Annotated in this window: 26 protein-coding genes and 1 pseudogene; 14 read left to right on the top strand and 13 right to left on the bottom strand. The window is 41.3% G+C overall.

Annotated elements, in window-relative coordinates; all coding sequences use genetic code 11:
• Positions 1-44: 44 nt before the first annotated feature.
• The 3 genes from Q7674_RS10945 to Q7674_RS10955 form a co-directional block, all read right to left on the bottom strand.
• On the bottom strand, positions 45-236 hold the full coding sequence (locus Q7674_RS10945) for a DUF2897 family protein (protein WP_045064419.1): 192 nt from the start codon (positions 234-236) through the stop codon (positions 45-47).
• 158 nt (positions 237-394) lie between these two features.
• Positions 395-1525, bottom strand: a complete 1131-nt coding sequence (gene dapE / locus Q7674_RS10950) for a succinyl-diaminopimelate desuccinylase (RefSeq protein ID WP_305423740.1) — start codon at positions 1523-1525, stop codon at positions 395-397.
• A 13-nt stretch (positions 1526-1538) separates the two neighbouring features.
• Positions 1539-1889, bottom strand: a complete 351-nt coding sequence (locus Q7674_RS10955) for an ArsC family reductase (protein WP_008986389.1) — start codon at positions 1887-1889, stop codon at positions 1539-1541.
• A gap of 246 nt (positions 1890-2135) precedes the next feature.
• On the opposite strand from Q7674_RS10955, the gene Q7674_RS10960 reads away from it, so the two are divergent.
• Positions 2136-2417 (top strand): winged helix-turn-helix domain-containing protein, encoded by a 282-nt coding sequence (locus Q7674_RS10960; RefSeq protein WP_023933204.1) that lies wholly within the window; start codon positions 2136-2138, stop codon positions 2415-2417.
• Positions 2418-2492: 75 nt separating this feature from the next.
• On the opposite strand, the gene Q7674_RS10965 is transcribed toward Q7674_RS10960, so the two are convergent.
• Positions 2493-3119, bottom strand: coding sequence for a response regulator (locus tag Q7674_RS10965; protein ID WP_023933202.1), 627 nt, complete (start codon positions 3117-3119; stop codon positions 2493-2495).
• A 4-nt stretch (positions 3120-3123) separates the two neighbouring features.
• Positions 3124-4821: a nitrate/nitrite two-component system sensor histidine kinase NarQ gene (narQ, locus tag Q7674_RS10970; protein WP_023933200.1), complete on the bottom strand. Its 1698-nt coding sequence runs from the start codon at positions 4819-4821 to the stop codon at positions 3124-3126.
• A gap of 294 nt (positions 4822-5115) precedes the next feature.
• Here narQ and napF point away from each other — a divergent pair, with 294 nt between their 5' ends.
• The 6 genes from napF to Q7674_RS11000 all read left to right on the top strand — a co-directional run bounded on the left by napF (position 5116) and on the right by Q7674_RS11000 (position 9719).
• The gene (gene napF / locus Q7674_RS10975) at positions 5116-5613 is read left to right on the top strand and encodes a ferredoxin-type protein NapF (RefSeq protein WP_045064416.1); all 498 of its coding nucleotides are present in this window, start codon (positions 5116-5118) and stop codon (positions 5611-5613) included.
• Positions 5614-5635: 22 nt separating this feature from the next.
• Positions 5636-5908 (top strand): chaperone NapD, encoded by a 273-nt coding sequence (locus Q7674_RS10980; protein ID WP_008986394.1) that lies wholly within the window; start codon positions 5636-5638, stop codon positions 5906-5908.
• A complete protein-coding gene (gene napA, locus Q7674_RS10985) occupies positions 5905-8391 on the top strand; it encodes a periplasmic nitrate reductase subunit alpha (RefSeq protein WP_045064414.1) in 2487 nt (828 codons plus the stop codon). The genes Q7674_RS10980 and napA overlap by 4 nt, the downstream gene beginning before the upstream one ends.
• Positions 8392-8458: 67 nt before the next feature.
• Positions 8459-8968, top strand: coding sequence for a nitrate reductase cytochrome c-type subunit (locus tag Q7674_RS10990; RefSeq protein WP_045064412.1), 510 nt, complete (start codon positions 8459-8461; stop codon positions 8966-8968).
• A 19-nt stretch (positions 8969-8987) separates the two neighbouring features.
• On the top strand, positions 8988-9563 hold the full coding sequence (locus tag Q7674_RS10995; RefSeq protein ID WP_008986397.1) for a NapC/NirT family cytochrome c: 576 nt from the start codon (positions 8988-8990) through the stop codon (positions 9561-9563).
• 15 nt (positions 9564-9578) lie between these two features.
• Positions 9579-9719 carry a TIGR02808 family protein gene (locus Q7674_RS11000; protein WP_305423743.1) on the top strand — a complete coding sequence of 47 codons (141 nt, stop codon included), beginning with the start codon at positions 9579-9581 and terminating at the stop codon, positions 9717-9719.
• A gap of 36 nt (positions 9720-9755) precedes the next feature.
• Here the strand turns inward: Q7674_RS11000 and Q7674_RS11005 are convergent, their stop codons facing one another.
• The 3 genes from Q7674_RS11005 to Q7674_RS11015 form a co-directional block, all read right to left on the bottom strand.
• Positions 9756-9977: a hypothetical protein gene (locus Q7674_RS11005; RefSeq protein WP_008986399.1), complete on the bottom strand. Its 222-nt coding sequence runs from the start codon at positions 9975-9977 to the stop codon at positions 9756-9758.
• 65 nt (positions 9978-10042) lie between these two features.
• Positions 10043-10489: a DUF1499 domain-containing protein gene (locus Q7674_RS11010; RefSeq protein ID WP_045064410.1), complete on the bottom strand. Its 447-nt coding sequence runs from the start codon at positions 10487-10489 to the stop codon at positions 10043-10045.
• A 13-nt stretch (positions 10490-10502) separates the two neighbouring features.
• A complete protein-coding gene (locus tag Q7674_RS11015; protein WP_023933193.1) occupies positions 10503-10847 on the bottom strand; it encodes a DUF2956 domain-containing protein in 345 nt (114 codons plus the stop codon).
• Between the two features lie 425 nt (positions 10848-11272).
• On the opposite strand from Q7674_RS11015, the gene Q7674_RS11020 reads away from it, so the two are divergent.
• The 3 genes from Q7674_RS11020 (at position 11273) to Q7674_RS11030 (ending at position 13245) form a co-directional block, all read left to right on the top strand.
• On the top strand, positions 11273-11719 hold the full coding sequence (locus Q7674_RS11020) for a DUF2919 domain-containing protein (protein ID WP_008986402.1): 447 nt from the start codon (positions 11273-11275) through the stop codon (positions 11717-11719).
• A 19-nt stretch (positions 11720-11738) separates the two neighbouring features.
• On the top strand, positions 11739-12152 hold the full coding sequence (locus Q7674_RS11025) for a hypothetical protein (RefSeq protein ID WP_023933189.1): 414 nt from the start codon (positions 11739-11741) through the stop codon (positions 12150-12152).
• Positions 12153-12348: 196 nt separating this feature from the next.
• A complete protein-coding gene (locus Q7674_RS11030) occupies positions 12349-13245 on the top strand; it encodes a Dyp-type peroxidase (RefSeq protein ID WP_305423745.1) in 897 nt (298 codons plus the stop codon).
• Positions 13246-13368: 123 nt separating this feature from the next.
• Here the strand turns inward: Q7674_RS11030 and crr are convergent, their stop codons facing one another.
• The 5 genes and pseudogenes from crr to cysZ form a co-directional block, all read right to left on the bottom strand.
• A complete protein-coding gene (gene crr, locus Q7674_RS11035) occupies positions 13369-13878 on the bottom strand; it encodes a PTS glucose transporter subunit IIA (RefSeq protein WP_008986405.1) in 510 nt (169 codons plus the stop codon).
• A gap of 42 nt (positions 13879-13920) precedes the next feature.
• Positions 13921-15645 carry a phosphoenolpyruvate-protein phosphotransferase PtsI gene (gene ptsI / locus Q7674_RS11040; RefSeq protein ID WP_008986406.1) on the bottom strand — a complete coding sequence of 575 codons (1725 nt, stop codon included), beginning with the start codon at positions 15643-15645 and terminating at the stop codon, positions 13921-13923.
• 54 nt (positions 15646-15699) lie between these two features.
• Entirely contained in the window at positions 15700-15987 is a 288-nt protein-coding gene (locus tag Q7674_RS11045) for an HPr family phosphocarrier protein (RefSeq protein ID WP_008986407.1), read from the bottom strand.
• Positions 15988-16296: 309 nt separating this feature from the next.
• Entirely contained in the window at positions 16297-17265 is a 969-nt protein-coding gene (gene cysK, locus Q7674_RS11050) for a cysteine synthase A (RefSeq protein ID WP_045064405.1), read from the bottom strand.
• A 274-nt stretch (positions 17266-17539) separates the two neighbouring features.
• Positions 17540-18301, bottom strand: a pseudogene (cysZ, locus tag Q7674_RS11055) (sulfate transporter CysZ).
• Positions 18302-18656: 355 nt separating this feature from the next.
• Here cysZ and zipA point away from each other — a divergent pair.
• From zipA to Q7674_RS11075, 4 genes are all read left to right on the top strand, one after another.
• Positions 18657-20024 (top strand): cell division protein ZipA, encoded by a 1368-nt coding sequence (gene zipA, locus Q7674_RS11060; RefSeq protein ID WP_107229636.1) that lies wholly within the window; start codon positions 18657-18659, stop codon positions 20022-20024.
• 150 nt (positions 20025-20174) lie between these two features.
• On the top strand, positions 20175-22190 hold the full coding sequence (gene ligA, locus Q7674_RS11065) for an NAD-dependent DNA ligase LigA (protein ID WP_045064398.1): 2016 nt from the start codon (positions 20175-20177) through the stop codon (positions 22188-22190).
• A 538-nt stretch (positions 22191-22728) separates the two neighbouring features.
• Positions 22729-24078, top strand: a complete 1350-nt coding sequence (locus Q7674_RS11070; RefSeq protein ID WP_305423750.1) for an OprD family porin — start codon at positions 22729-22731, stop codon at positions 24076-24078.
• Between the two features lie 154 nt (positions 24079-24232).
• Entirely contained in the window at positions 24233-24478 is a 246-nt protein-coding gene (locus tag Q7674_RS11075; protein ID WP_305423752.1) for a hypothetical protein, read from the top strand.
• Positions 24479-24501 lie beyond the last annotated feature (23 nt).

Genomic DNA, 24501 nt, shown 5'->3' on the forward strand with positions numbered 1-24501 from the left:
TAAAAAGCTGCCATTGGGCAGCTTTTTTTATGTCTGTGATACGCTTATGCTTTGTCGTCTTTATCTTGAGGTATAGAGTCTTCTTTTTTACTAAGAGGATGCTTATCGTCAAATAACTTGTGCTTTTTCTGCATCCCAATTTTCATATAAGCGGTATATTTGAGCGCGGCAATATTACTGGCAATGACAGCAACAATAATAAAAGAAATTACCCACGGATTAAAAAGCCATTCCATATTAGCCTCACTGATTGAGTGATAAAGAGTATTTTCAGCATATCACTGTTCTTGAGCACTTGGCTTAATATTCGTCATAAAAGCGATAATAAAAAGCAGCCAGTTATTTAGCTCATGAAGAAAATAACTGGCTGCTTATGTATTTCATTGTGATGTGATTACAGCGCTTTTTCTAACACTTTTTGGTACATGTCAGTAAGCTTTTCAAGATCTGCGACTTTTACACATTCATTTACTTTATGGATTGTCGCATTAACAGGACCAAGCTCGACAACTTGTGCACCCGTTCGAGCAATGAAACGACCATCAGAAGTACCACCTGTGGTTAATAGCTCAGGTTGCTGGTGGTTTACTTCTTCAATTGCAGCAACTACAGCTTCAACCAATGTGCCTTTGTCAGTTAAAAATGGGTGACCGCTTAATGTCCACTTTAGATCGTAATCTAGACCGTGGGCATCTAATACTGAATGTACGCGACGCTTAATTTCAGTATCGGTTAACTCGGTGCTGAAACGGAAGTTAAACTGCACCTGAAACTCACCTGGGATCACGTTGGATGCGCCTGTACCTGCAGCAATATTCGGGATCTGGAAACTGGTAGGTGGGAAGTACTCGTTACCGTTATCCCATGTGGTTGCAGCAAGCTCTGCTAATGCAGGAAGTGCTTTGTGAACAGGGTTATTGGCAAGGTGAGGGTAAGCAACATGACCTTGAATACCTTTCACCGTCAAATCGCCTGTGATTGAACCACGGCGACCATTTTTCACCACATCACCCACATTCAGCGTACTTGATGGCTCACCAACAATACACATGTCGATTTTTTCATTACGTGCTTCAAGGGTATCAACCACACGAGTCGTACCATTGATGAAAGGGCCTTCTTCATCTGAGGTGATCAAAAGCGCAATAGAACCGTTGTGATCAGGGTTTTCAGCAATAAAGCGCTCAATTGCCACAATCATACACGCCAGTGAACCTTTCATATCAGCCGCACCATGACCGTGTAGGTAGCCATCGATAATTGTTGGTTCAAAAGGTGGTGTATGCCATTGCTCTACTGGGCCTGAAGGGACAACGTCAGTATGGCCTGCGAACACAAACAGTGGAGCTTGTGTACCACGGCGTGCCCATAGGTTAGTCGTATCTTCAAATACCATGGTTTCAATAGTGAAACCGAGTTGCTCTAAGCGAGCGATCATTACATCTTGGCAGCCTGCATCTTCAGGGGTTACCGAAGGGCGGCTCATTAAATCTTTAGCAAGTGCAATAACTGGGCTATCAGACATCCTTGTATCCTTGTTATTGTTGAAAAATTTCTTGGTATTGAGCGGGTTTAAAACCTAGGTAGTACGCATCATTGTGTACTAATAGTGGACGTTTGATCATCGCTGGTTGTTCTAACATCAGCGTTAATGCATTGTCGCGGTTTAAACTGTTTTTTTGCTCATCAGTTAGTTGACGGTAAGTGGTACCGCGTTTGTTCAGCATGGCTTCCCAGCCAAGGGCTGCTTCAAAAGTTTCGAGTTGAGCACGATCCAAGCCATCAACACGGTAATCATGGAAAGTGTATTCAATGTTTTCTGCTTCAAACCACTTTTTCATTTTCTTAATGGTGTCGCAATTTTTGATGCCGTAGGCGGTAGTACTCATAGAAGGCTCTGACTTGTTATTGTTGTGATCAATGGTCTTTTATAACGAGATTACACAATGACCGCAAGCATTGATACTTTGCTAAAAAGGGAGAATGGATTGAAACGTTAAATTTAGAAATAAATTTACGGAATATTGTTACTTCTTTTTACGCTTGAGAAAGTAAAGATTGAGCTGGTTTGATCGAACTCAACATAAAATTTTCTTAGCAGTTAATAATAAGTAAAGTATTTTATGGAGGCCTCAATGGAACTGAATCCGGTTTTTGCCCGTCGACTTTACCTAGCATTATTAGTGGAATATACCGAGCGACCTAATGTCCCTCGCTTAATTGAACAAACAGGTTGGCCTCGTCGCACCATTCAAGATGTCTTAAAAGCTTTACCTAGCATTGGTATCGAGCTGAGTTTTATTCAGGATGGGCGTCGTCATAATGATGGTTACTACACCTTGAGTGATTGGGGACCGTTTGACTTAGAGTGGATTAAGGCAAGAGAGCCTGATTTATTGGCTGCATTAGCATCCTAAACAAAAAACCGCATTCGCTATTAGTAGCAATGCGGTTTTTTGTTAGTGAAAGTAGGTTGGTTGAACTACTTGAGTTTATTGGCCTTGCGATTCTAAATACAAGATGGTTGCAGCTGTGCGAGACTTAACTTGTAGTTTTTTGAGCAAGCTTTTCATATGCACTTTCACAGTTGCTTCTGAAATAAATAATTGCTCAGCAATCTGACGATTTCGTTGACCTTTGGCGACTTCTTGGAGAATCTGTAGCTCACGTTCGGTAAGTTGACTAAGCATATCATCAGTTGAATGCTGCTCTGCCAAACATTCTTTCACTACGGTACTGTAAGCTTTGCCACCACACAGTGCAGATTTTAATAGTTCAATGAGTTCATCTGGCTCGGTATCTTTGAGCAAGTAACCATCAGCACCAGCATTGAGTAGGGTTTTAATATCACTACGACTATCAGAAACGGTTAACACCACAATACAGGCTAAAATACCTTCATTACGCATAGCATTTAACGTATCTAAGCCTGACATGCCTTTCATGTTTAAATCGAGCAAAATCAAATCTGGTGATTGTTCATGGGCAAGAGCAATTGCATCATTACCGTTACTGGCTTCACCGACTAATTGAAAGTCTGATTCCATGCTGAGCAACTGACCGATCCCTCGACGCATCAGAGGGTGATCGTCGACAATCATGACTTTCCAACATGTCATATTGTTATCCTTTCTGTAGTGGAAATATCAGGCTGATAGTACTGCCTTGATGGGGATGTGAATCTATTTGTAATTCACCATTAAGCCGAGATGTACGCTCTTGCATAATGCTTAAACCATAATGATCCCGTTTGCTTGCTGTTGGGTCAAATCCTTTACCATCATCACCGATCGCCACATGAACATTCTGTGCAGTTTGATAACAAGTGACGGTGATTTCATCAGCATCTGCGTGTTTAATTGCGTTAAGTACTGCTTCACGAATGATTTGTAGTAAATGCACTTGGTTATGGGCATCTAACGCCATGGATGGTAAGTGGTTATCAATCACTAACAGTGCATCGGTTTGCTCTTCCAGTGGTTCAAGCATTTGGTTTAATGCTTCACCAAAATTAGCATCTTTAATGGTGAGACGGAATGTACTAAGCAGCTCACGTAATTGAGTATAGGCACTACTTAGCCCTTGCTCGATATCTTGCACTGTATGGTTGATATTGTCACCGTGCTCAATCTGATTTAACTCTCTTTTTAAGATGGTTAATTGGATTTTTAAATAAGACAGTGATTGCGCCAGCGAATCATGCAGTTCTCGGGCGATAGTGGCACGCTCTTCCATCAACAATAAGTGCTCGGCTTGTTTTTGAGCGCGGTTGTAATAAATACCACGGGCGAGAATTTGTGAAATATTATCGATCAATGCCTGATCTGGACATGGCAAAGTATATTGCCACCATAGTTTCCCCATTAATTCGCCATCAATATAGAGATCATTACTGTGCCAGTTTTTATCAAGGCGATTACCCACATGGATCTCAGTTGTGCTACCTGTTGTTTCTTCGATGATAAGCCGAGCACCTGTTAACCCATCAATCGCAATCATGGTTTCTAACATGTTAGTAAATTGCTCAGTGGTCAGGCGGCTAACTGATAGCTGTTGTGAGCAGTTGTAAAGCACTTGCAGTGATTCATTAGCATGACGTAAACGGCGGGTTTTCTCTGTAACGCTACGTTCTAACCCATCATAAAGTTGCTCTAATTCACAGGACATTTTGCTAAATGTCTGCGCTAAGATCCCCAATTCATTTTTACTGTCATTACAAACACGGAACTGAAAGTTTTTACGTTTTACTTGCTTACAGGCATTCACTAAATCATTGAGTGGCGCGACGATTTGTAAACGTGTGTAGCGAATGGTGTAGAACACAATCAGTAATATTGTGGTCAGCCCCATGGCACCGATAGTTGCTAATCGTTGAAGTTTAATTTCAGAAGATTCTTGTAGCTCAGCGACAAATTTATCAACCCGATGAACAAAAGGGGCGACATGCTGAATGAAAGATTTGTTGTCTTCTGTTTCTAAGATGGGGTGTAGCTCGTCCCAGCGTAGTACTAACTGGTTGTATTGTTGTTGGATATCGTTAGGGACAAACCAATGATTGAGCTCTTTCATAGAAGATGAATGTAACGACTGTTCAAATTGCTCAATGTGCTCAGACAGTAATGGCGAATGTGTCTCAACATCAAAAGCTAAGCGATAACTTTGCATACGCATTGAACCTGCGATGTTGATGGCTTCGGCATCATTTAAACTAGACGTCAGTGTCATCAATGCGAGTGAGGTTGTCGAAATAGAGATGAATAAAATCAGTACCATTGAACGAGCGATGGTGCTTGTTACCGAATTTGTTTTTTTCTTTGCCACATGAATCCTTTCTAACAATCGTTATTCACAATTTTTCATAAACCATATGAATGCAATGCGTGAAATCATCGAATAATGTGAGTTTTATCCTGTCTGTTTATTGATCTAGAACAAATAACACTATCAATTACCCCTAAGGGGGTATTTAAGCAATTATTTCATTATTTAAAATTGATATGTAAAAAAATGAACAAGATATTAGTATTTGTGATTCCAATGAATTAAATAAATATATCTTAATACTGCGATTTTTTATGTTTTTTAATCATTTATATTCCAAAGCGAGAGGTGAAGATGGTGGATCGTTCTCGACGACAATTATTTACTCGTCGAAGTCAGCCTAGCCTACCACGTTTGCCTTGGCTGAAGAATGAAGCTGAATTTACGGATATTTGTTCTCGCTGTGAACGTTGTATCAAAGCATGCGAAACAAACATTCTTGTTAAAGGCGATGGTGGTTTTCCACAAGTGGATTTTAGCCAAGGCGAAGGGGAGTGCACATTTTGTTATCAGTGTGCCGATGTTTGCCCTGAACCATTGTTTTTAGCCCAAACAGAACAACCGTGGGCAACCACCGCAACTATCAATGAGGGTTGTATGGCATCGAATAATATCGAATGTCGCAGTTGCGGTGATATGTGTGAACCACAAGCGATCCAATTTCAACTTCAAGTTGGAAAAGTCGCAATGCCTACGGTGTCTAGTGATGATTGCAACGGATGTGGTGCTTGTGTTTCAGGTTGTCCTGTTTCAGCCATCACCATGACACGTGTGGATGCAAGCACCCAGTAATACGTTTTAAAAGAGAGTCTGTATGTCTTTACAAGAAGTTCATATTTCCAGCCTTGTGGTGCATGTAAAACCTGCATATTTACAAGAGATAAAGCAACAGATCTTAGCGATGCCGAATACTGAAATACCAGGCGACAGTGAAGAAGGGAAGATCATTGTAGTACTTGAGACAGAGAACCAAGGCTACGTGACCGACACCATAGATAAAATTAATAACTTAGAAAATGTGTTAACGACTTTTTTGGTGTATCACCAAATTGAGCACTTTGAGACGCAACCTGAGGGCAACTCATGAAGATGACAAGACGTGCATTTGTTAAAGCAAATGCTGCCGCATCAGCCGCCGCTGTTGCAGGTATTACCTTACCCGCGTCAGCAACTAACTTAATTGTTAGTTCTGATGAAACAAAAATTAAATGGGATAAAGCGCCTTGTCGTTTTTGTGGTACTGGCTGTTCTGTTTTGGTGGGTACCCAAAATGGTCGAGTTGTTGCTACTCAAGGTGATCCTAAAGCGCCAGTAAATAAAGGTCTTAACTGTATTAAAGGTTATTTCCTTTCAAAAATCATGTACGGCAAAGATCGTCTACAAACGCCAATGCTTCGTATGAAGAACGGTCAGTACGATAAAGAAGGTGAGTTCACTTCAGTATCGTGGGATACCGCATTTGATGTAATGGCTGATAAGTGGAAGGCGGCACTGAAGAAGCAAGGTCCATCGGGCGTGGGCATGTTTGGTTCAGGTCAATGGACGGTGATGGAAGGTTACGCCGCATCAAAAATGATGAAGGCTGGTTTCCGTTCTAACAATATCGATCCCAATGCTCGTCACTGTATGGCATCTGCGGTAGTGGGTTTCATGCGTACTTTTGGTATTGATGAGCCGATGGGGTGTTATGACGATCTAGAGAATGCTGATGTGTTCGTCCTATGGGGTTCTAACATGGCAGAAATGCACCCTGTATTATGGACGCGTATGACGGATCGCCGTTTAAGTCACCCTCACGTTAAAGTGAATGTCCTTTCAACCTATCAGCACCGTTCATTTGAATTAGCTGATAACGGCATGATCTTTAAACCGCAAACCGATTTAGCCATTGCCAATTTTATTGCGAATTACATTATCCAAAACGATGCGGTGAACTGGGACTTTGTTAACAAGCACACCCATTTCAAACGCGCGCAAACAGATATCGGTTATGGTCTACGTGACGATAACCCACTACAACAAAAAGCAGCAAATCCAAACTCGGGTGATATGTTCCCAATGACATTCGAGGAATACAAAGCTTCTGTTGCGGAATACACAGTAGAAAAAGCGTCAGAAATGTCAGGTGTTGCGCCTGAAAAACTGATTCAGCTTGCGAAATACTATGCCGATCCAAAACTAAAAGTGATGTCACTTTGGACGATGGGTATGAACCAACATACCCGTGGTGTTTGGATGCAAAGCTTGGTTTATAACCTGCACCTACTAACTGGTAAAATTGCAACGCCGGGTAATAGTCCGTTCTCACTAACAGGTCAACCATCAGCATGTGGTACTGCTCGTGAAGTGGGTACGTTTGCTCATCGTCTTCCTGCAGATATGGTAGTTGCTAATCCGAAACACCGTGAAATCGCAGAAAAGATTTGGAAACTGCCTGAAGGTACTATTCCGCCAAAGCCTGGTTATCACGCAGTCTTACAAGATCGCATGTTAAAAGATGGCAAGTTAAATGCGTATTGGGTGATGTGTAATAACAATATGCAAGCTGGGCCAAATATTAACGAAGAGCGTTTACCGGGTTACCGTAATCCAGAAAACTTCATTGTTTGTTCTGATCCGTACCCAACGGTGACAGCGCAAGCTGCCGATCTGATTTTACCAACAGCAATGTGGGTAGAAAAAGAAGGGGCTTACGGCAATGCTGAGCGTCGTACACAAGCTTGGTATCAACAAGTTGAAGCACCAGGTGAAGCAAAATCAGATTTATGGCAAATCATGGAATTCTCTAAACGCTTCAAAGTAGAAGAAGTGTGGGGAGAAGAGCTGATCAATAAAATGCCTCAGTATCGTGGTAAAACCATGTATGACATTTTATTCCGTAATGGTCAGGTTGATAAATTCCCATTAAGTGAAACACAAGAACTAAATGATGATGCCAAAGCACAAGGCTTTTATGTCCAAAAAGGCTTGTTTGAAGAATATGCGTCATTTGGTCGTGGTCATGGGCATGATTTAGCACCGTATGATACTTACCACCAAGTACGTGGTTTACGTTGGCCTGTAGTTGATGGCAAAGAAACCTTGTGGCGCTTTAAAGAAGGTTCTGATCCTTATGCTAAAAAAGGCACTGACTGGGACTTCTACGGCAAACCTGATGGTAAAGCGTGGATCATTTCAGCGCCTTACGAAGCACCACCGGAAGTGCCAGATAACGAATACGATATGTGGCTATGTACAGGTCGTGTACTTGAGCATTGGCACACAGGTACCATGACCCGCCGTGTACCTGAGCTGTATAAAGCAGTTCCTGATGCACTGTGTTATTTACATCCAGAAGATGCGAAAAAACGTGGTTTACGCCGTGGTGATGAAGTGAATGTGGCTTCTCGTCGTGGCGAGATCCGCTGCCGTGTTGAAACCCGTGGTCGTAATCGTCCACCTGTTGGACTGGCATTTGTCCCATTCTTTGATGCACGTATTTTGGTCAATAAACTGATTCTTGATGCGACTGATCCGCTATCGAAGCAGACCGATTTTAAAAAGTGCCCAATTAAAATCAGCAAGGTTTAACCCTGCCTATGGCGAGTGAATCAACCACTCGCCTCATTTCAGAATTAGCCTGTTGGCGGAGAACATCATGAAAAGAATCTTATTGGCTGTATTAGCGGTGAGTGCATTAATGGCTGGGGTTGTGCAAAGCGAAGAATCAACACCGGCGAAACCTGTATCAGAAGCAGTAGCGAAAACAGAAATATTAAATCCGGGCGGTATTGGTGGCCTTGAATCATTACGTGGTTCAGCGGAATTAGAAGATACACGCCCTGCTGATCCAATGAAGCATTATCCGAAAGATCAAGGTGTGATTGATAACGATTATGTGTATCAGCCACCGTTGATCCCACATACGATCCGTCATTACGAAGTGTCACTAAACGCAAACAAATGCCTTGCTTGTCATAGCTGGAAAAATGCCAAAGAAATGGGCGCAACCAAGATCAGTATAACGCACTATGTGTCACCGCAAGAAGGACAGGTGCTATCCGATGTATCACCAAGTCGTTACTTCTGTCAGCAGTGTCACGTTCCACAAGCGGATGCTAAGCCATTAGTAGAGAATGACTTCAAACGTGTTAGTGCATTGCAGTAACCAAAGTAAGGAATGATATATGAAGTTATTAAAAACGTTTTGGTTACGCTTAAAAACACCGAGTAAAGTGGCTGTGGGTTTAGTGCTATTCATGGGTTTTATTGGCGGCTTATTGTTCTGGGGCGCATTTAATACTGCGATGGAAAAGACCAATACCGAAGAGTTCTGTGCTGGTTGTCACGCACCAATCGTTGAAGAAATTCAAGAAACGATCCACTTTTCTAATCGTTCTGGTGTTCGTGCTATTTGTTCGGATTGTCACGTTCCTCACAATTGGACAGACAAAATCGTTCGTAAAGTACAGGCATCGAAAGAAATTGTGGCTCACTTGATGGGAACGATTGATACCCCAGAAAAATTTGCTGAGCGCCGGGGGCATTTAGCAGAACGAGAATGGAAGCGAATGAAGGACAATAACTCACAAGAGTGCCGTAATTGTCATGAGTTCAATTATATGGATTTCTCAGAGCAAGCGCCTCGTAGTGCTAAACTACACTCAACAGCGTTAGCATCGGGGGATAAAACCTGTGTAGATTGTCATAAAGGCATCGCACATAAACTTCCTGATATGAAAAATATTGAAGGCTGGCAATAAACCTAAGGAGAGACGATGAGTACACTTGAGTCGGTGATCTGGCATGTACTGGGTTACGCAGCGATGCTGGTGATTATTTTATCTGGGTTTGTTGCAGTTGCAGCTATTTGTATTTGGCTGTTATCGCTCGGTAAAGATAAAAACATGACTAAGTAATGTAATAGCATTCATGATCACCAGAACAAGCCACCTTTAGCTGATACCTAAAGGTGGCTTTTTTCTTTTTTGTGGCTGCCATTGTTGGTAACTGATAGCCAGCATAGCACCCCAAACAAGATAAAGAGGTAGCCACTCAAACATAAGATGGGTTAACGCTAACGATTGTTTTAAGTTAGTCGCAAGCTCAACTATGTGTAATACGAGGGTAATGGTTACACCAAGCAGACTGAATAATTGCAAACTGTTTCTGTTCATAGTGGGTAATTCTCAAAAGAGCTTTTACCTTAGTATAAATCTAAATGATAATCATTATCAAATAATTATTTGTTTACGATTAAACCATTCTGAATGAGTCGTTCCCGCAACATTTCAGCGCGCTTTCTATTTACCCCAAAATCATAATAACCAATACGTGAAGCTGAACGGACATCGAGATGATCGCCAGTTTGTACTATCTCCAGATCATCAACAAAACGGAAGACTTTGCTGGTGGCTTCAATATGTAAATAGTGGGTCGCTTGATCTGCTAATTGAGCTCCAGGCAATGTTAACGCTGCTTGTTTTATTGCTTCCCAATCGTCCATGCCTTTAGGTGTAAGCACAAATGGCGAGAGTGTAAAGTCTTCACGCTTATCAAGGGTCGACACACAATTGGGTTTATCGCCACAAGGGAGTGCAATTTGGCTCATCCAAACATCTGCACTCCGCTCACTACAACCAGTAAGCAAAAGCGATAAGAAAATAAGTGAAGCGCGAAAGTGAGCCATTAGCAATACCTTCTTATTTGAATGTTGGCAGTAGTAAATAAGCAATAAAGCCGATCCATGATGCAACCAGCAATCCCCACGCTAACTTACTTTGCTGGTAAATCGTTTCTGTGACGACTTCAGGTGCATTATCCGCATCATTTGAGGCTTTGGTACGCGCAATCTTCTTTTTCAGCTTGTCGTGTTCACGGGCTTTAGCTTTTTGTTGTTTTTTATATTGCTCGATCCCTTTTTGAATCCCGAGGGCAATAAGTCGTGTTTGTTCCTTTGTTTGCCCTTCTTTTTGTGTACCTTTAGCAATACGCATCGCTTCAGCTTGTGTTTCAGGAGAAGGTGTTGATTGCTTTCTGTTTGCCATAGTAGCGTCCCTGATAAATAGAATGTATTCGATGATTATATCCTAGAAATGCTGAGGGTGATGTTGTAGTAACTCAATGGCAAGAAAGATAAGGCTTTTATCTTACTGATTACGTAGGAAAATTTCAGAAATGGGTAAATGGATTGTTAACGGTGTTTTATATGTGTAACGTTATGTTTTTAAAGAATTTAGTTATACCTTTTACTGTCTGTGATCTGTGTATAAAAAACGCTGTTTTTGTTTCTTTTAGATCAAAAACTGTGATGTTTACGGCATTATAAAAAACTGAAAAGTGCGTTTCAGCACAAAACGCCGTCCTTATTATTCAAAAATCGAAAGAATAGATTAGAGTCGTTTGTGAACTACAGAGATGTTTATTAAGCTCTGATCTAAATTTCATTGGATAGTACTTTGAGGGAAGTGACTTGTTATATCCGATAGATGCTTATGATCAGCATGGACAATTAAAAATTAATACGATGCTGTGGTTCGTGTTGCTCTTTAACGCCAAAGCTTGGTTAGTGTTTGTAATGGCGGGTGTAAGCAGAACGCAAGGGGGAGAACTTCTTGAGCTGATTTACCCAATACGCGAAACCTTATACCTAGGCATGGTAATTGGTAGCCCTGCAATTTTATTAATGTGGTTATCAGGGCAACGAAATAAAAATAACAAATTAATAAATTTTCTGTGGCGGCAGGGAAAGAGAACATTACTCGCGGCCTACAGTATTGATATTTTAATGCAAATACATCACTTAGTTATCAGCCATGGTGCCTTTAACTGGATTGGAGCCATAACCTTGTTGTTAACCACGTGGCTTGGACTTTACCTTCTACGAAGCTCACGGGTGAGGGATTTATTTGCAGATTAGCCTGTGAAGGGGAAGTGTAATGAATGATTTCGGTCGAGGACAATTGCTACTAAGTACGTTGCTAAGCCCGCTAGCGATGGCGGATTGGCTACTTGATGTTAGCTTTGAGCTGAGTAGTTGCTGTAAATCAAAACAGACAGTGAACACCTCACTATCATTATTACCGGGTGAAGAAACCGTATTCTTTAATGGCTTAAGTCAAAGTCAGCATCACTTATGTCGTGAAGTGGTAGGTAGTGCGCAATTACTTGATGTTTCTCCTGATGAAGTGAAGATTGCTTTTCAAATTCAAGAGCGTCTTGATGATGGGGGGTGGCGTACTATTTTAGCGAAAACCTTATCGACAGGGCTAAATATGCCAATCCGATTTGAAAGTGAAGACAGTGAACTTGGAGAGCGTGTTAAGCTACAAGTTGAAGTGATGACGGCGTAATTTCCGTACATTTATTACACTCCTATTTAAACAACGCCTTCTTTAATAAGAGGGCGTTGTTGTCTCTATTGACCAATAATATGGTAAAAATGCGTAAAAACTGGAAGTGATGCATCAGGATCAAATGATTTACGTAATTATATAGTTATAATTACTTTTCATTATTGATTAGAAATCCTGTTAGGAGAAGACACCTATGAGTATTGCCCAACCAGCAATTGTTCCAGATCGTGGCGCCTTTGCCCTTTATGTTGTAATGAATGTTGTTGGTAATAAGCAAAATGTTATTGCTCAATGCCAGTCTATTCATCAATTACTTGCTGATTTGAATGCAGAGCAGCAAGACGCCAAACTACACGCCAGCGTTGCTTTCGGTAAAGGATTTTGGGAGTCTTTGGGTCAGCAAAGCCCTGCTGAATTAACAGAGTTTCGTCAGTTAGGTAAGGGTGATACCGTTGCTCCTGCAACCAGTGGTGATGTGCTATTACATATCCACTCTAATCGTCATGATCTTAACTTCTACGCATTCCGTGTATTCTTCGAAAAAATGGCACAGGATGTAGAAGTATTAGATGAAACATACGGTTTCCAATACTTAGATCACCGTGACATGACAGATTTCATCGATGGTACTGAGAACCCACAAACAGCGGAAGATCGTGCTAACGTGGGTGTGATTGCAGAAGGTGAGTTTGCAGGTGGTAGCTATGTAATGGTACAGCGCTATGTTCATAACCTACCAGCATGGCATCGTTTGAATGTTCAAGCTCAAGAGAAAGTGATTGGTCGTACCAAAACAGATTCTGTAGAGCTAGAAGATGTTCCAGCTGCATCACACGTAGGTCGTGTTGATATTAAAGAAAATGGTAAAGGTTTAAAGATCTTACGTCACAGCTTGCCATATGGCTCTGTAACCGCTGATCACGGATTGTTATTCATTGCTTACTGTCAGCGTCAGCATCACTTTGATGCGCAGCTTGAAAGCATGTTTGGTGAAACTGATGGCAAGACAGATCAGATGCTACGTTTCTCAAAACCTGTCACTGGCGCATACTTCTTTGCACCATCAATGGCAATGTTAAATAGCCTATAATGATCTGCTGATTATTTGAATAAAAGCACGCTATAAACCTTGTTTGTAGCGTGCTTTTTTATTGGTTCAGATAAACAAAAAGCGCTACCGAAATAGCGCTTTTTATCAGCTATAAAACTGAGCTTATTTCTTAACGCGTAGAACTGGTGTTTCACCAACGTTTACTGCGCCAGAAAGCTTAGTTAGCTCTTTGATCTCGTCCATGTTAGAGATAACAACTGGAGTCAGAGTTGACTTAGCTTTCTCTTCTAGTAGTGCAAGATCGAACTCGATGATAGTGTCGCCAACTTTAACAGTTTGGCCTTCTTCAGCGATGCGAGTGAAACCTTCGCCTTTAAGTTCAACAGTATCAATACCGAAGTGAACGAAAAGTTCGATGCCATCGTCAGACTCAATAGAGAAAGCGTGGTTAGTTTCAAAGATCTTACCGATAGTACCGTTTACTGGTGCAACCATTTTGTTGCCAGCTGGTTTGATAGCAATACCGTCACCAACGATTTTTTCAGCAAATACTACATCTGGCACATCTTCGATGTTAACGATTTCGCCAGAAAGAGGTGCGATGATTTCAATTGCACCAGCTTCATTGCTGTCGTCAGAAACCAGTTTCTTCAATTTGTCAAACAGACCCATATCGATGCTCCTAAGCGTTGTTATATTATCTGCAGCTATTAATTAGCAGATGGTCTTTTCTGCGATGAATTTTTCTACGTGCTCTTCGATTTCAGCAGCAGTAGGTAGAGACAATGCGTGCTCTGCCATTGCTTTAACATCAGCGAAGTTAGCGTTACGGATAACTTTCTTGATGCGAGGGATAGAAATCGCACTCATACTGAATTCGTCAAGACCCATACCTAAAAGCAGTAGAGTTGCACGTTCGTCGCCAGCAAGCTCACCACACATACCTGTCCACTTACCTTCAGCGTGAGAAGCATCAATTACTTGCTTGATCACTGTAAGTACAGCAGGAGATAGCGGGTTGTAAAGATGAGAAATCAGCTCATTACCGCGGTCAACTGCTAGAGTATACTGGGTTAAGTCGTTGGTACCAATACTAAAGAAAGAAACTTCTTTCGCTAGATGGTGTGCAATAGCTGCAGCTGCTGGTGTTTCAACCATAACACCGATTTCGATGTTAGCGTCAAAAGCCAAGCCTTCAGCAGTTAATTCTGCTTTAAACTCTTCAATAGCAGCTTTAAGTGTGCGAACTTCTTCAACCGAGATAATCATCGGGAACATGATGCGGATCTTACCGTGTGCAGATGCACGAAGAATAGCACGGAATTGATCACGTAGGATTTCACGACGGTCAAGGCTGATACGAATCGCACGCCAACCCAAGAATGGGTTCATTTCTTTTGGTAGATCTAGGTATGGAAGATCTTTATCACCACCGATATCCATAGTACGGATAATCACTGGCTCACCGTGCATTGCTTCTGCTACTTCTTTGTACGCTTGGTATTGCTCTTCTTCTGTAGGTAGAGCATCGCGATCCATGAACAGGAACTCAGTACGGTATAGACCAACGCCTTCACCACCATTACGGTTTACGCCGTCACAGTCTTTAACTGTACCGATGTTACCGCAAACTTCTACTTGCTTGCCATCAAGCGTGATTGCAGGAAGATCTTTTAGCTTAGCTAGTTCTTCTTGCTCAGCTTTGTGTGCATCGCTAATAGCTTTGAATTTGTTTAATTCATCATCAGTTGGATTGATAACAACCTGGTTGTTGATTGCATCAAGTACTAGCATGTCGCCAGATTTAACTTTTGATGTGATATCGTTTGTACCCACAATCGCTGGGATCTCAAGAGAGCGTGCCATGATTGAAGTGTGTGAAGTACGACCACCGATATCTGTGATAAAGCCACGAACGTAATCAAGGTTGATTTGTGCAGTTTCAGAAGGCGTTAAGTCGTTAGCAACTAGGATAACTTCTTCGTTGATTGCACTTAGGTTGATTACATTGATGCCTAATGCGTTTTTAATGAAACGGCTACCGATATCACGGATATCTGCAGCACGTTCTTTAAGGTACTCGTCATCTAAAGACTCAAGCGTTTGTGCTTGCTCTTCGATCACAGAGTAAATCGCATAGTCAGCCGATGTTTTGTCTTTAATAAGGGCTATGATTTCTTCTTCTAGCTCCTCATCTTCAAGCAACATGATGTGACCTTCAAAGATCGCTTCTTTCTCTTCACCAAACGTGACTCGTGCTTTTTCTTTGATTACTTCTAGTTGCTCAGACGATTTCTTTCGAGCGTCGAAGAAACGTTGAATTTCGTTATCGATTTGGTCAGCAGAGATTGGTGTTTTGTTTAGAACAATCTCTTCTTCTTGCAATAGTAGTGCTTTAGCAAAAGCAATACCTGGAGATGCCAAGATACCTGAAATCATAGCTTTACCTTTAATTAACTAAAAACTGAAAACCCGTTTGTATATAAACGTAGCTTAGATTTCGCGGAACATTGCAACTGGAGAACCGTCGTGATCTTCTTTTAGCTGAATTAGAGCGTCAACAGCTTCTTGAGCTTGAGCACCTTCACCAGAGATAGTGATTTGTGCGCCTTTGATTAGGCCAAGAGTTTGAAGCTTGAATAGGCTTTTCGCGCTTGCGCTTTTACCGTTAGCAGTTACAGTCACATCTGCATCGAATGATTTAGCTTCTTTAACGAACTGAGCCGCTGGACGAGTGTGTAAACCATTTGGTGCTGTGATTTCAACTTGCTTCTGATACATAATTCACCCCGATAGATATAGTATTTTATTTAATAATTACTTTATTTATGACAAGCATAAGTTTATATCTTTGCTTGTTCCGCTACATTATAAACTACCTAATAGCATCATGTCTTAGCTTTAATCCAAGTCAAAGTTTTTTGAGAAACTTGCTTGTAATCGACAAATGCGCGGTTTTTGCTCCTTTATTTCGGAGCTAAAAATAAAGCGTGCGAGTTTTATATTAAAGCTCAGTTCAAAATGCAACAAAAAAGCCCTCTATGGGGCTTTTTTCATGGTTTTATGCCTGTTTGGTATTACAAAGTGTGATCACTGTTGTGTTTCTTTTTCTGTGAAAATGCCCGCAAATAACGCTGTTGATAGGTAACGTTCACCAGAACTTGGTAGCACAACAACAATATTTTTATCAGCAAACTCAGGGCGAGCTGCAATATTATTAGCAGCGACAACAGCGGCACCTGATGAGATACCAGCAAGGATCCCTTCTTCTTCCATTAGACGACGTGCCATTTCAATTGCATCATCAGAGCTTACTTTTTGAACTTCATCAATCAGTTCTAGATCTAGGTTGCCAGGGATGAAGCCTGCACCAATACCTTGGATCTTATGCGGAGCGGGTTGAACTGTATCACCATTTAGTGTCTGAGTGATCACTGGAGATTCTAGTGGCTCAACAGCAACAGTGGTAATCGCTTTACCTTTTTGTTGTTTAATAAAACGACTTACACCCGTTAATGTGCCGCCAGTACCAACACCTGACACGAATACGTCAATCTCACCATCAGTCGCATCCCAAATTTCAGGACCTGTTGTCTTTTCGTGAATTTCTGGGTTTGCCGGGTTATTAAATTGCTGTAGCAGAAGGTACTTGCTTGGATCTGAATTTACGATTTCTTCTGCTTTATCAATCGCGCCTTTCATACCTTTAGGTGCTTCGGTTAGCACAAGGTTAGCACCAAGTGCTTTTAGTAGTTTACGACGCTCAAGACTCATGCTTTCAGGCATTGTCAGCGTTAGCTTGTAACCACGAGCAGCAGCGACGAAAGCCAGAGCGACACCTGTATTACCACTGGTTGGCTCAACGAGTTCAACGCCTTCCTTTAATAGACCTTTTTTCTCTGCATCCCAAATCATATTGGCGCCAATACGACATTTAACGCTAAAGCTTGGGTTACGAGCTTCAACTTTTGCGAAAACTTTGCCATTACTGACACGGTTTAGACGTACTAGTGGAGTATTACCGATGGTTAGCGAATTATCTTCGTAAATCTTGCTCATGCTTCGTTCCTTCGTGACACGTTAAAAGTAATATGAATTAAGCATATACTGGATAAGTGATTTGAAAAGTAATAAATGGTTATATCTTATTGTTATCAATATGTGAATTGTATTGAACTTAAGATATATAGCGGGAGTAAAAGCGTCAAGTGCCTAATTTACAAATATCTTTTACTTAAAAAAGGATAATAAAGAGGAATTTATTGGTTGCTATCAAAAATAAAAAAGAGCACAAAAAAGTGCTCTTTGAATTAAGTGAGTAAATAATGCTTGTTTAGTAGCGTTTAAATTGCTCGCGATAATGATCGACCCACATAGCTGTTGCACCACAAACTGCAAACGGCATGACAAGCAAATTAATGATTGGTGTCATGGTAAAAAACATGACGATAGCTCCGAAACTCAGTGCACGACCTCGATTCTCTTTTAGTGCATCTCTCATATCAATGAACGGCACTTTATGGTTATCAAAAGGATAGTCAACGTACTGGATCGTCATCATCCAAGCACTAAATAAAAACCAAAGTACAGGAGCTACGGTTTGACCAATTGCAGGGATCCACATCAAGATCAATAAGCCGATTGCTTTTGGTAAATAGTACTTTAATTTTGTCCATTCTCGTCCCATGGTGCGAGGCAAATCTTTTATCAAAGCTTTAAAGCCATCGTCAGGTGCTTCTTTGCCTGTTAATTTAGCTTCTAAATATTCAGCTAATAGTCCATTAAAGGGAGCTGCTATCCAGTTGGCAATGGTGCTAAAGAAATAGGAAAAGGTCACTAAGGCTGCTATAGCTATAAGTGACTATAGTACATAAGACAACCATTCTAGCCAGCTTGGTAAATAGCTAAGCCAACCATCAATCCAACCACTTAAATGCGTCAACAAGGTTGCAAATGCACCTCCTAATAAAAGGATGTTGATAATGAGTGGAATGATAACAAAACGACGGATCCCTGGTTGGGTCACTAGTTTTAACCCTTGAAAAAAGTAGCCAGCACCGCTGGTTGTTGATTTGATGACATGCTGTTGTGACATTCATTTCTCCTTAACGGCTTTTCCTTGACTATTCTATTGTCGAAATAAGGAAGAGGATATAGGCTGCATGTTAACGGGCGAGATAGGATGGAATCAAATTTGAATATGGTTGTCACAGTTTTGACACGCCACTAAATCCTTTCATTCATAATGAAAAGTGGTGTAAAAGTGTGCAAAACTCACGTTGTAAAGACTATCTTGACTGAATAGCGATATTCAACTTCTCATTCTCATTTGAGTTTTGGTACAGTAAGTCATCGGCGAGAAATTCTAACTAGAGATTTTGTCTGCCTAGTAGATTTTTTTCTATTATTAACCCCGTCTAGGGATAACGAGTTAATTTCAGAGTATTCGTATGCAGGAATTGCGTCTGGTTCTTATTATTGTTGGTGCGCTTGCTATTACAGCGCTTCTTTTCCATGGTCTATGGACAAGTAGAAAAGAGAAACCAGCAAAGTTTGGTGAAAAGCCATTAGGTAAAATCGAAGAAGCGCCGCTTGAGATTCAAGATGACGCAGAAGAAAGTGTTAGCGAAGCGCGTGTCGTGAGTACACCAAAGGAAGTGGTAGAAAAAACGAAACCGACAAAGCGTAAAGAGCCAGGCTTCAGTTTTGGTGAACGTCCACAACACGATCCATTACTTGGTGATATTGAGCTGGATGATGGTGATGACGATTTACCAAAAATGTCAGCAAAAGACAGTGATGATATACCTGCAAAAGCGGCACCTCAACCTGTGCAAGCTCAAGTTGTAAAACCACAAGTTCAACCTCAATCGGTAGTGACTCCAACTGCGCCTGTTGAACCTGCTCAGCAGTCTGTGCAACAACCTCAGCCACAAGTTGCTCCTACTATGGTTGCAGAACCTGTTGTTGAAGCATCAGCTCCAATTGTTGAAACTGTTGCCCAACCAGCACCTGTTCAAGCATCGCAGCAACCTGAAGTTGCACCAGCGCAAGCGCCTATTCAGCAGCCTGTAATTACAGAGCCAGTTGTACAGCAAGAGCAACCTGTTGTGGCTGAAACGCCAGTAGCGATTGAACCTGAAGTAGTAGAGCAACCTATTGAAAAATCAGTTGTAGAGCCTCAACCTCAATTTGTTCCGGCAGAAGAGCCTGCTAAAGTTGAAGATGTAGCTCCTGTTGTCGAAGAAGTCGCTACAGTTGCAGTGTCTGAACCAGAAGTTGTGGAACCTGTTAAAACAAAACAAGAACCAAGCTTTACGTTCATGCCAGAGCCAGAGCCAGAGCCAGAGCCAGAGCCAGAGCCAGAGCCAGAGCCAGAGCCAGAGCCAGAGCCAGAGCCGTTACCACCAAGTTACATCTCACTTTGCGTACATGCACGAAGCGGTAAGATCTTACGTGGTCCGTCATTGTTTGCATGCCTAGAGCGCCATGGTTTGATCTTCGGTGAAAACTCAGTATTCCATCGCCACGCAGATTTAGCAGGTACTGAACCTGTTATCTTCTCTGTGACGAACTTATTGAATCCGGGCTCTTTCCCTGAAACAAATTATCAGCACTTTGAAACACCAGGTATTGGCTTCTTCTTAATGTTGCCTTGTCATGGTAAAGCATCAAGTAACTTCAATTTGATGTTACAAACAGCGCAGCAAATTGCAGATGAATTAAATGCAGATGTACTTGATCAAGACCGTGTCATGATCACGCCAAACCGTATTGCACAATATCGTGATAAGTCTGTGAAATACAATAATGCTTAATCCTTAATATAAGGATAAGAAATTAATAATCAGGCTCCTTTAAGGAGCCTGTTTTTTTATTTATATTTAGGTGCAATTAACACGTATCGTGTAACTAATATTATGATTGCGCACTAAAACAATCATCAAGATTTTGTTAGGTAGAAGAGAATGAGTATCGACCTTCAGCAAGAATTATTCACATTAAGAGAGCAATTGGATTATCACGGACATCGTTATTACGTGGAAGATAATCCAGAGATCCCAGATGCTGAATATGACCGAATGATGCAGCAATTACTTAAAATTGAAGCTGATCACCCAGAGTGGGTAACGGTAGATTCTCCTAGTCAACGAGTTGGTGGTACCGCATTAGAAGGCTTTACCCAAGTTAAGCACGAAATAGCAATGCTATCGTTAGATAATGCATTTAATGATGATGATCTACGTGCATTCCAAAAGCGTTTACAAGACAGACTTCGTTCAGGATCTGAGCTGAGTTACTGTTGTGAACCAAAGCTTGACGGCCTTGCTGTTAGTCTGATGTATGAAAATGGTGTTTTGGTTCAAGCTGCAACACGTGGTGATGGCGCAACAGGTGAGAATATCACTCATAATGTGCGTACGATTCGCGCTATTCCATTGAAGCTACAAGGTACGGATTGGCCTGCACGTTTAGAAGTGCGTGGTGAAGTCTTCATGCCGAAAAAGGGCTTTGAAGCACTGAACGAAAAAGCGCTGAAAAAAGGTGAGAAAACATTTGCTAACCCGCGTAATGCTGCTGCAGGTAGCTTACGTCAGCTTGATCCTAAAATTACCGCAACACGTCCATTAAGTTTTTATGCCTATGCCGTCGGCGTAGTAGAAGGCCGCGAGCTTGCTGAAACGCAATATGAACGCCTGTGTCAGCTAAAAGCATGGGGTTTACCTATGTGTCCTGAGATCCGAAAAGTCGATAGCATCGAAGATGTGATTGCTTATCATCAGAGTATTGGTGAAAAACGTCAGTCATTAGGCTATGAAATTGATGGTGTGGTCATCAAAGTTGATGACATTGATACTCAACAACAGCTTGGTTTCGTTGCTCGAGCACCTCGTTGGGCTATTGCTTATAAATTCCCAGCACAAGAAGAGATGACAGTTCTCAACAATGTGGAGTTTCAGGTGGGGCGTACTGGTGCTATTACGCCTGTCGCTAAACTAGAACCTGTATTTGTTGGCGGTGTAACAGTAAGTAATGCAACACTACATAATGCAGATGAAGTCGAGCGTTTAGGTGTAATGATTGGTGATACGGTGATTATTCGCCGTGCTGGTGATGTGATCCCACAAATAGCCTCAGTCGTTGAGTCTCGTCGCCCTGAAAGTGCTCAAGCGATTGTATTTCCAAGCGAATGTCCTGTCTGTCAGTCTAAAATCGAACGTATAGAGGGTGAAGCTGTAGCGCGTTGTACTGGTGGACTGTTCTGTCAAGCCCAGCGAAAAGAAGCCTTAAAGCACTTCGTATCACGTAAAGCATTAGATGTTGATGGCTGTGGTGAAAAGGTGATCGAACAACTTGTTGATCGTGAAATGGTAGCGACACCTGCCGATTTGTTTAAGTTTAGCGCTGGTGAAGTGACAGTACTTGAGCGTATGGGGCCGAAATCAGCTCAGAAACTGGTTGATGCGCTGAAGGCTTCAAAACTTACAACGTTGCCTCGTTTTATTTATTCATTAGGTATTCGTGAAGTTGGTGAAGCAACAGCTGCAAATTTAGCGAATTACTTTGAAACATTAGAAGCAATTAGCCAAGCGACGAAAGAGCAGTTAATTGAAGTGCCTGATGTGGGTGATGTTGTAGCGGCACATATCTTTAATTTCTTCCGCGAAGAGCACAACATGGCTGTTGTGAAAGATCTTCAAGAAGTCGGTATTCATTGGCCTGAAATCGAAAAGCCAGAAGAGGGCATAGAATTACCATTAGAAGGTAAAACGGTGGTATTAACAGGCTCGCTTTCTCAATTAACGCGCTCTGATGCTAAAGCTGCACTACAAAAATTAGGTGCGAAAGTAACAGGTAGTGTATCGAAGAAAACTGATTTATTAGTGGCAGGTGAAGCGGCAGGTTCTAAATTAGCAAAAGCGCAAGAGCTCGATATTGAGATCTGGGATGAGCAAAAACTTGTCGATTTGATGTCGAAATAACAGCGTAAAAGTCGAGAACATACTTAGTTACAAAAAACGCCCACCGTTTGGACGGGCGTTTTTTTATGAATAAAATGAAACAGTGTATAAAACTATGTGATCAATATGTTCGGTTCAATCAGAGTAAGCAAAATATAAATAAAAATGTTAATAAAATGTTTGTTATTTTTGTGGCGTTTTTTTATTGAAATTCAAAATACGATCAGCATCACACTAAGTGTCTTTTTGTTTTTAAGATATTGATTTTAAATGGTTTCAATGTTGCTTTTTGACGGAGTTAAAACATTTGAACTTGATCACTATAGGAGAGAAACTTTGCACTGAATCAAATTTTTAACACAAGAAATTAAGTTCTTATTGATGTTTTGCGCTGCGAAAGTAGTCTTAATAACGAAGTTAAACAAAGTTCAATTTTGAACGAAAAAAATATGAATTGGTCGAAATGATTCGGCTAACATATGGGAGATTTACTTGTAGCCTTCGGCGGCCAACCTTTCAGGTTACAGGTAAACAGCTTATATCTTTTAGGAGTTATTCCATGGAATCAAAGTTTTTTAAAGTTTCTGCTTTAACAGCAGCAATGTTAGGTGCAGTAGCAATGCCTGCTACAGCAGAAGAAATGGACGTTTCTTCTCCAGTAATTCAAGAAGAAATCGCATTTTTCAACGATTCAACTATTAGTGGTAATGTGAACTTTTGGTTCCGTGACCGTGAGCGTGGTAATGTAGACGCTGATGGTAATAACACTCCAAAAGAAACGAACCTAAATCACGGTTCTGTATTCATGAATCTAGGTTTTAACTCAGGTTATGTTGCAGACGTGGTTGGTTTAGATCTTGTTGTTTACTCAACGTGGGATCTGTTCAATGATGGCGGTACTTACCATGAGATGAACTTCCTACCATGGGATCGTACATGGGATACTGCTGACTGGTCTAAGAAAGAAAAAGGTGGCATCTCTGTTTCAACAGCAGCTCTTAAATTCAAGCTTGGTGCTAATGCAAACGCTAAGTTAGGTTACTTCCAACCTTCTGTACCTAGTGCTCTAGGTGTTAACTGGTCATTCGCTCCTGGTACATACTTAGGTGGTGAAATCGGTGCAAACTTTGGTGATCTAGCTCTTGGTTTAGTTGTTGCTGACCAATATAAAGCACCATGGTACAAGTACACTGATGAAATGCGTTCATACGCTGATGGTGAAGGTTCAACGCTTTACTCTGTAGGTCTACGTTACGGCTTTGGTAATGGCATGAGCATTGATACTGCTTACGCTAATCTTGATGAGCGTTCAATCGCACACTTCAAGTTTAAAGCAACAACTGAAGGCGGCTTCTACTACTCTCCACAGCTTTACGTAGTTAAAGATGACAAGCAATACGAAGATGATTACGGCTACCAGTTAGCGATGTTAACATCTTGGGCTGCAGGCCCTTACTCAATGCGTCTTGAAGCAACATACACTGACGCTGGTGAAGATGGTAACTGGTTCGCATACCGTCCAACTCAAGGTTACGGCCAATCAAATGGTGCTTACGAGATTTGGTGGAACAACCGTTCTGACTTCAACCACGATGGCGAATTTGCAGGTTTCGCATCTGTATCTCGTGACTTCTCTGACATCGGTGCTACTGGTCTAAACGCTGGTATTAGTGGCGCATTCGGTTTAGGTGCTGAAGTTGCTGATTACAAAGAGCTTAAAGAATACGCTGCAAGTGTATTTGCAAGCTACGCAATCCAGGGTGGTGCGCTTAAGGGTGCTAACCTAGGTATGCACTACACCAAATACTACAATGATTCAGATGCTCCTAACTGGACTGGTTACACTAACGCATTCCAAGACGAGTCAGATATTAAAGTTACTCTAACGATTCCTTTCTCTGTAAAGTAATTCGTAACTAAAATTAGTTAAATTAGAAGCTAGCACCTAAAGGTGCTAGCTTTTCTTTTTTTTAAGAATAAAGAAAAATTGTCACTTTAGAAGACGATAAGACATTTTCCCATTTCTATAATTAATGTGATTTAACTCACGTATGGGGAAAATAATGAAAATATTTGTAATTATTTCGTTTTTTACTTTATCAGTTTTCTCGTCGTTAGCTCATGCTAGTGGAGGCGGCAGTGCTGGTGCAAATGGTGGTAATGGTGCACAAAGTGTTCCGATTTATCGTTGTGTTTATACCGATCGCAATGTTACCAACAGCAAGATGTATTTGTACCGCAATACTTCTGTGATAGTAATGGTGGAAAAACTATCCTGTAGATTTAGCTATGGCATAAGTCGTGAGTGAGTTATGCCATTTTTATTTGAATA

This window comes from Photobacterium leiognathi, assembly GCF_030685535.1.
GTDB classification, from domain to species: domain Bacteria; phylum Pseudomonadota; class Gammaproteobacteria; order Enterobacterales; family Vibrionaceae; genus Photobacterium; species Photobacterium leiognathi.

Excerpts from the sequence above, each read along its gene's own strand:
- cysK (WP_045064405.1), bottom strand. The coding sequence starts at position 17,265 with ATGAGCAAGATTTACGAAGATAATTCGCTAACCATCGGTAATACTCCA.
- Q7674_RS10990 (WP_045064412.1), top strand. The coding sequence starts at position 8,459 with ATGAAAAGAATCTTATTGGCTGTATTAGCGGTGAGTGCATTAATGGCT.
- Q7674_RS11025 (WP_023933189.1), top strand. The coding sequence starts at position 11,739 with ATGAATGATTTCGGTCGAGGACAATTGCTACTAAGTACGTTGCTAAGC.
- Q7674_RS10960 (WP_023933204.1), top strand. The coding sequence starts at position 2,136 with ATGGAACTGAATCCGGTTTTTGCCCGTCGACTTTACCTAGCATTATTA.
- crr (WP_008986405.1), bottom strand. The coding sequence starts at position 13,878 with ATGGGTCTGTTTGACAAATTGAAGAAACTGGTTTCTGACGACAGCAAT.
- Q7674_RS11010 (WP_045064410.1), bottom strand. The coding sequence starts at position 10,489 with ATGGCTCACTTTCGCGCTTCACTTATTTTCTTATCGCTTTTGCTTACT.
- ligA (WP_045064398.1), top strand. The coding sequence starts at position 20,175 with ATGAGTATCGACCTTCAGCAAGAATTATTCACATTAAGAGAGCAATTG.
- Q7674_RS11030 (WP_305423745.1), top strand. The coding sequence starts at position 12,349 with ATGAGTATTGCCCAACCAGCAATTGTTCCAGATCGTGGCGCCTTTGCC.
- Q7674_RS11000 (WP_305423743.1), top strand. The coding sequence starts at position 9,579 with ATGAGTACACTTGAGTCGGTGATCTGGCATGTACTGGGTTACGCAGCG.
- Q7674_RS11045 (WP_008986407.1), bottom strand. The coding sequence starts at position 15,987 with ATGTATCAGAAGCAAGTTGAAATCACAGCACCAAATGGTTTACACACT.
- Q7674_RS10965 (WP_023933202.1), bottom strand. The coding sequence starts at position 3,119 with ATGACATGTTGGAAAGTCATGATTGTCGACGATCACCCTCTGATGCGT.
- dapE (WP_305423740.1), bottom strand. The coding sequence starts at position 1,525 with ATGTCTGATAGCCCAGTTATTGCACTTGCTAAAGATTTAATGAGCCGC.
- Q7674_RS11070 (WP_305423750.1), top strand. The coding sequence starts at position 22,729 with ATGGAATCAAAGTTTTTTAAAGTTTCTGCTTTAACAGCAGCAATGTTA.
- Q7674_RS10980 (WP_008986394.1), top strand. The coding sequence starts at position 5,636 with ATGTCTTTACAAGAAGTTCATATTTCCAGCCTTGTGGTGCATGTAAAA.
- Q7674_RS11005 (WP_008986399.1), bottom strand. The coding sequence starts at position 9,977 with ATGAACAGAAACAGTTTGCAATTATTCAGTCTGCTTGGTGTAACCATT.
- napA (WP_045064414.1), top strand. The coding sequence starts at position 5,905 with ATGAAGATGACAAGACGTGCATTTGTTAAAGCAAATGCTGCCGCATCA.
- Q7674_RS10945 (WP_045064419.1), bottom strand. The coding sequence starts at position 236 with ATGGAATGGCTTTTTAATCCGTGGGTAATTTCTTTTATTATTGTTGCT.
- napF (WP_045064416.1), top strand. The coding sequence starts at position 5,116 with ATGGTGGATCGTTCTCGACGACAATTATTTACTCGTCGAAGTCAGCCT.
- Q7674_RS11075 (WP_305423752.1), top strand. The coding sequence starts at position 24,233 with ATGAAAATATTTGTAATTATTTCGTTTTTTACTTTATCAGTTTTCTCG.
- Q7674_RS11015 (WP_023933193.1), bottom strand. The coding sequence starts at position 10,847 with ATGGCAAACAGAAAGCAATCAACACCTTCTCCTGAAACACAAGCTGAA.
- zipA (WP_107229636.1), top strand. The coding sequence starts at position 18,657 with ATGCAGGAATTGCGTCTGGTTCTTATTATTGTTGGTGCGCTTGCTATT.
- ptsI (WP_008986406.1), bottom strand. The coding sequence starts at position 15,645 with ATGATTTCAGGTATCTTGGCATCTCCAGGTATTGCTTTTGCTAAAGCA.
- Q7674_RS10995 (WP_008986397.1), top strand. The coding sequence starts at position 8,988 with ATGAAGTTATTAAAAACGTTTTGGTTACGCTTAAAAACACCGAGTAAA.
- Q7674_RS10955 (WP_008986389.1), bottom strand. The coding sequence starts at position 1,889 with ATGAGTACTACCGCCTACGGCATCAAAAATTGCGACACCATTAAGAAA.